At 61.2% G+C, this 634-nt stretch carries 1 protein-coding gene; it reads right to left on the reverse strand.

Going from position 1 to position 634, the window contains the following annotated elements:
* A partial coding sequence (locus tag IEW22_RS19860) for an IS630 family transposase (RefSeq protein WP_188589147.1) occupies positions 1 to 588 on the reverse strand: 588 nt, incomplete at its 3' end.
* Positions 589 to 634 lie beyond the last annotated feature (46 nt).

Consider the following 634-nt stretch of genomic DNA (forward strand, 5'->3'; position numbering starts at 1 on the left):
CATGGGAAAGATCGGCTGGGTGCGATCGAGCGCTTGGATCTGGGTCTTCTCGTCAACGCAAAGCACCAGGGCACGTTCGGGTGGGTTCATGTAGAGCCCGACGACGTCGCGGACCTTCTCGGTGAACAGGGGATCTTTCGACAGCTTCCACGACTCCTGTTTGTGTGGAGCCAATCCGAACGCCCGCCATACACGCGACACGGTTGACTGTGACATGTCGAGATGCTCGGCCATCGCCCGCGTCGACCAGTGTGTCGCATTCTTCGGAGTGGTCTCGAGAGTTGCGGTGATCAGGTTTTTGATCTGCTCGTCGTCGACGGTGCGAGGTCGCCCGGGCCGGGGTTCGTCGAGCAACCCCTCGCAGCGGTGCTCGACGAACCGGCCTCGCCAGCGCCGCACGGTACTGCGATTGAGGCCGAGTCGTTGTGCCACTTCAGTATTCGAACCGCCATCAGCGGCGGCGAGAACGATTCGTGAGCGCATCGCCAAACCCGAGGCCGTCGTTCGCCGACGCGCCCACCCTTCGAGCTCACGGCGCTCGTCATCGGTCAGAACAATATCCACTGCTCGCGGACCCCGGGTTGCCATTCCCCAGTCTATCAACCGAATGACAATTAATGACTCAGGACACTAG

This window comes from Gordonia jinhuaensis (assembly GCF_014639795.1).
Lineage (GTDB): Bacteria > Actinomycetota > Actinomycetes > Mycobacteriales > Mycobacteriaceae > Gordonia_B > Gordonia_B jinhuaensis.